At 49.3% G+C, this 270-nt stretch carries 1 pseudogene; it reads right to left on the bottom strand.

The features are described 5' to 3' along the window. Positions 1-270 (bottom strand): annotated as a pseudogene (locus tag A3763_RS28305) (hypothetical protein); the annotation flags it as partial.

The following is a 270-nucleotide window of genomic DNA, read 5'->3' as shown; positions in this document are numbered from 1 at the left end:
AATTCACCCGGCCCTGTATAAGGGTGATTACCTTCTGCATAGCGATATCCTACCCAACCTGTATCTTTTGTATTGCCTTCAAGCTTGGCAGAACCCAAGGTGAGGAAGCCGGGGATCGGGGTTGGCATTGGGTAAGGATCAAAGTAAACATCATCCATCGCTTCATTCGGCACTTGCCCTCTGACCGTTTTATAGGCGCCAAACAACTCTCTCGGGTCAGCATAGCCTCCTTTAACCGGGTCAAACGAACGATAGTTAAAGATCGCCTTC

Source organism: Oleiphilus sp. HI0128 (genome assembly GCF_001635365.1).
Note: the sequence above shows the minus strand (reverse complement) of the source record. Positions and strands in the feature narration are given on the sequence as shown.